Raw genomic sequence first — 4,744 nt, 5'->3', positions numbered from 1 at the left:
CTGGCCGCCCGCCGCAGCGCTCCGCCGGAGCTGGCCGGGCGTTGGGAACTGCCGGGCGGCAAGCTGGAGCCGGGTGAGAGCGGTGAGCAGGCGCTCGTGCGGGAGCTCCGGGAGGAGCTCGGTGTGGAGGCCGAGCCCGTGGAGCGCATCCCCGGGGAGTGGCCGCTGAAGCCCGGCTTCGTGCTCCGGGTGTGGACGGTCCGGCTGCTCTCGGGCGAGCCCGGACCGCTGGAGGACCACGACGAGCTGCGCTGGCTCGCCCCGGAGGAGGTGGACACCGTCGACTGGCTGGACCAGGACCGCCCCGCCGTGGCCGAAGCCGCGCGCCGTCTGCGGGAAGCCCCGCGGGCCTGAGACGTAGGGGCCGTGCGCTCCTGCGGCGGGGCGGCGCGCCGGTCCTCGCACGGTGGACCCTCGCGAAGGCTGCGCCCGTACGCCCTATCGGTAACCGTCTGCGATATGGTGCGCCGAATATCGGGTATGTGCCGATTGAGCCCTCTGAACAGGGTGCGCCCCCGCTGCCGGCCCTGGGAAGTGATCGGCGTGACCGAGACCGAAGGCGATCGTGCCGAGTGGAGCTTTCCGGCGTTGCCGGGCTCCGTGCGCAGCGCCAGGCACGCGGTCCGCGACGTGTTGCACCACTGGGGTTTCGACGCGGCGGTGGGCGACGTCGCGGTGCTGCTCGTCAGCGAACTGGTGACCAATTCCCTGCGCTACGCCTCCGGCCCCATCGGCGTCCGGCTCGTGCGGCCGCACCCCGACGGCGCCGGGCCCGAGGTGCGCGCCGACGGCCAGGGGCTGCTCGTGGAAGTCTCCGATCCGGTTCCGGATCCGCCCACCGAACGTACAGCCGGGCCCGAGGACGAGAGCGGCCGCGGACTGCAGCTCCTGGCTTGTTCCACGCGTCGCTGGGGGACCCGTCGCGGTAAGAACGGCAAGACCGTGTGGTTCGAGCTCGCTCTGCCTGGTTAGGAGTGGGAGGGGACGCACAGCGATCACCGGAGGTCGGGCAGGATCTGGCTGAAAGGGACTGAGACCGTGCTGTGATCGTGAACGCCGTGCCGGTGAGGCCCGTAGTGCTGAATACTGCGGGCAGGACCGGTCCGGTGTGTGAGCTGGAGGGGACGGTCGCGTGAGCGATATACCTGGAACGGCGGGCGACGTCATGTGGCAGAGCAGTCCGCCCGGCTCGATCTATGACTACATCAAGGTCGCCTCGTTCTCGATCGGGTCCGACGGACTGATCGAGCAGTGGAGCCGGCGGGCCGCCGGTCTCTTCGGCATGGCCGCCGGTGAGGTGGTGGGCAGGGACCCGGTCGAGGCGTTCATGCCCGCCGGGCTGCGCCCGGAAGCCCACCGGCGGGTCGGCGAGATCCTGGACGGCAAGGAGTGGACGGGCCTCGTCCCGTTCCGGATCCCGGGTGAGAACGCGGTGCGCGGGCTCGCCGAGATCTACGTCATGCCGAGCGAGACGGAGACCGGCGAGCGCGCCGCGCTCTGCATCGTCGTGGACGTCGGAGCGCTGCGGCGCATGGAGACGGATCTCGCTGCCTCGCAGGCTATTTTCGGCCAATCTCCCTTCGGTTTCGTCCTCTTCGGTACCGACTTCACCGTCGTACGGGCCAACAAGCGGTTCGCCACCGTCTTCGGCGGCGAGGCCGACGAGCACCGCGGCCGCACGGTGGACGACTACCTGGCCCGCCCGGAGGCCGAACGCCTCTCCAGGACGCTCAAGCGCGTCCTGGAGACCGGTGAAGCCGTCACCGACCTCCAGCTCGTCGGTACCCCGCCCGGGTCCACGGGCCGTCGGCACTGGTCCATGAACCTCTACCGGGTGCACAGCGGCTCCGGGCGCCCCGTGGGCATCGCCGGCCTCGCCACCGACGTCACGCAACGGCACATCGCCGCCCGTGAGGCGGCCAGCGCCCGCCGTAACCTCGCCCTGCTCAACGAGGCCAGCGCCCGCATCGGCAACTCACTCGACCTGGAGACCACGGCCCGGGAACTGCTCGACGTCGCCGTGCCCGGCTTCTGCGACCTCGCCTCCGTCGATCTGTTCCAGGGGCTGCTCACCGGTGAGGAGGCCTCACCCGCCAGCTGGGGCAGGCACCACCAGGAATCCGGCACCGGTTCGGCGGAGCTGCGCCGGGTGGCCCACGCCAGCGCCGTGTCCGACGGGCTCCCGGGGGACCTCACCGGTGCCGCCGGGGGAGGCGGCGTGCAGGCCCACGGGGCCACGGGCCCGCCCGCCCTCGGCTCGGTCCACCGCTACCCGTTCCACTCCCCTTGCGCCGTAGCCCTGCGCACCGGCCGCGTCGAGGACGTGCCCGGGGACGACCGCGGTTTCGTCCGCTCCACCCTCGCCGTGCCGATGGTCGCGCACGACGTCGTCGTCGGCCTCGTCCAGTTCTCCCGTGCCAAGGGCAGCGAGCCGTTCGGCGAACGGGACCGGGCGCTGGCCACCGAGCTCGCGGCCCGCGCCGCCGTCTGTATCGACAACGCCCGCCTCTACCGCCGGGAGCACGAGCGGGCGCTCATCCTCCAGCGCAGCCTGCTCCCGCCGGGCGACCCCGAGGCGGCGGGCCTGGACATCGCCTGCCGTTACCTTCCCGGCAACACGGCCACCGAGGTCGGCGGCGACTGGTTCGACGTGATCGAGCTGCCCGGCCACCGCACGGCGCTGGTCGTCGGCGATGTGATGGGCCGCGGGCTGCGGGCCGCCGTCGCCATGGGTGAACTGCGCACCGCCGTACGCACGCTGGCCCTCCTGGACCTGGAACCCGCCGAGGTCCTGTCCGCCCTGGACGAGGTGGCCCGGGGGCTCGGCACCCCGGGAGGCGGCGAGCGGAGCGAGGGCTTCGGCGCGGGCGGCGGTGCCCAGTGGCCCTCGCGGGCCGCCCACAAGTCACGTGAGGCCGACCTCTCCGAGGTCTATCTGGCGACCTGTGTGTACGCGGTGTACGACCCGGTCACCCGGCGGTGCACCTTCGCCAACGCCGGCCACCTCCCCCCGGTGGTCGCCGAACCGGGCGAGGCCGCCCTGCTGCTCGACGTACCGCCGGGGATGCCGCTGGGCGTCGGCGGCGAACCCTTCGAGGAGGTCGAGGTGGAGCTCAAGGAGGGTGCTCTCCTGGCCCTCTACACCGACGGGCTCGTCGAGTCCCGCGACCATCCGCTCGATGAGGGCCTCGACGCCTTCCGGCAGGCCCTCACCGAGCCGTCGCAGCCGCTCGAAAGCGTCTGCGACCACGTCCTGAGGACCCTCGACACCCGGCACGGCGAGGACGACATCGCCCTGCTGATGGCCCGTATCCAGGGTCTCGCGCCGGACGCCGTGGGCGACTGGCGGCTTCCGCGCGAACTCCGCTCGGTCGGCCGCGCCCGTGAGCTGGCCCGCGCACAGCTCGTCGCCTGGGACCTGGACGACCTGGTGGACACCACCGAACTGCTCGTCAGCGAGCTCGTCACCAACGCCCTGCGCTACGGCGAGGGCGAGATACGGCTCAGGCTCCTGCGCGACCGTACGCTCGTCTGCGAGGTGTGGGACTCCGGCCTCGTCCAGCCGCGGCGCCGGCGCGCACGCGACACCGACGAGGGCGGACGCGGGCTGCAGCTGGTCGGGCTGCTCAGCGCGGCCTGGGGATCACGGCGTACCCCACGCGGCAAGACGGTGTGGTTCGAGCTGGCACTGCCGCACGGAGAGCCGGCCGCCGAACTCTCCGTGGAGCAGCTGATGAGCATGTACTGACGGGCGTACGTCCCGGGGCGGCGTACGGTCACGCGGACGACTTCAGGGCGGCGAGCCGGGCCTCGATCTCCGCGCTGTCCCCGAGGCTGTCCAGCTCCTCGAACTGGGCGTCCAGGGACGACGCGGCGAGTTCCTGCTTGCCCACCGCCCGCGCCTCCTCGCGCCGCACCTTGTCCTCGAAGCGGCCGAGCTCACTGGTCGGGTCCATGACGTCGATGCTCTTGACGGCGTCCATCATCCGGTTCTGCGCCCGCGCGGACGCCGCGCGGGCGACCAGTTCGTCGCGCTTGGACTTCAGCTGGGCCAGCTTGTCCTTCATCTGGTCCAGGCCCGACTTCAGCTTGTCCACCACCACCGTCTGCGAGGCGATCGTCGGCTCGGCCGCCTTCGCCTCCTGCTCCGACCGGAGCTGCCGGCCGAGCGCCACCTTGGCGAGGCCGTCGAACTTGTCGGCGTCCACGCCCGACCCCGCGGCCCGCAGCTCGTCGGCCTTCCTGCTGGCGGCGAGCGCTTTTTGCCCCCACTCCCGGGCCGCGTCGGCATCCTCCCGGTGGTCCTCCTCCATCAGCCTGAGGTTGCCGATGGTGGCCGCCACCGCCTGTTCGGCCTCCGCGATGTTGGCGGTGTAGTCGCGGATCAGCTGGTCCAGCATCTTCTGCGGGTCCTCCGCCTGGTCGATCAGGGCGTTGATGTTGGCCCGCGCCAGCTGAGTGACGCGGCCGAGGACGGTCTGCTTGGTCATGACACCTCTCCTTGTGCGAAATCCCCCTGTGCGTGATCCCGTGCGTGACGTGTGCAGCCTTGTACGTGATCCCCTCGTGCGTGCTCCCCGCGTACGGGGGCCGGGGCGGCGTGTGCGGGCCGCCCTCAGAAGCGGCCGCCCCCGCCCCGCCGGCCCCGGGTCCCGCCGCCGCCGAAGCTGCCCGGAGCACCGCCGAAACCGCCCCCGGAACCACCGAAGCCGCCGCCGAACCCGCTGCCGAATCCGCCGCCCGG

General features: G+C 72.3%; 4 protein-coding genes. 3 read left to right on the top strand and 1 reads right to left on the bottom strand.

Annotated features, from left to right (window positions below; translation table 11 throughout):
- The 3 genes from VN520_RS08730 to VN520_RS08720 all read left to right on the top strand — a co-directional run.
- On the top strand, window positions 1-354 hold a 354-nt coding region (locus tag VN520_RS08730; RefSeq protein ID WP_325746281.1), incomplete at its 5' end, for a (deoxy)nucleoside triphosphate pyrophosphohydrolase.
- Between the two features lie 180 nt (window positions 355-534).
- The gene (locus tag VN520_RS08725) at window positions 535-972 is read left to right on the top strand and encodes an ATP-binding protein (RefSeq protein ID WP_325746280.1); all 438 of its coding nucleotides are present in this window, start codon (window positions 535-537) and stop codon (window positions 970-972) included.
- Window positions 973-1,165: 193 nt separating this feature from the next.
- Window positions 1,166-3,748 carry a SpoIIE family protein phosphatase gene (locus tag VN520_RS08720; RefSeq protein ID WP_325746282.1) on the top strand — a complete coding sequence of 861 codons (2,583 nt, stop codon included), beginning with the start codon at window positions 1,166-1,168 and terminating at the stop codon, window positions 3,746-3,748.
- 28 nt (window positions 3,749-3,776) lie between these two features.
- Here the strand turns inward: VN520_RS08720 and VN520_RS08715 are convergent, their stop codons facing one another.
- Window positions 3,777-4,490 carry a PspA/IM30 family protein gene (locus VN520_RS08715; RefSeq protein WP_325746279.1) on the bottom strand — a complete coding sequence of 238 codons (714 nt, stop codon included), beginning with the start codon at window positions 4,488-4,490 and terminating at the stop codon, window positions 3,777-3,779.
- Window positions 4,491-4,744: the final 254 nt, after the last annotated feature.

The sequence above is a fragment of the Streptomyces sp. genome, assembly GCF_035563135.1.
GTDB lineage: Bacteria > Actinomycetota > Actinomycetes > Streptomycetales > Streptomycetaceae > Streptomyces.
The sequence above is the reverse complement of the archived record's forward strand: the minus strand, read 5'-3'. Positions and strand labels throughout refer to the sequence as shown.

What these genes read in the sequence shown, in the direction of transcription:
- VN520_RS08720 (WP_325746282.1), top strand. Translation starts at nt 1,166, where the DNA reads ATGTGGCAGAGCAGTCCGCCCGGCTCGATCTATGACTACATCAAGGTC.
- VN520_RS08715 (WP_325746279.1), bottom strand. Translation starts at nt 4,490, where the DNA reads ATGACCAAGCAGACCGTCCTCGGCCGCGTCACTCAGCTGGCGCGGGCC.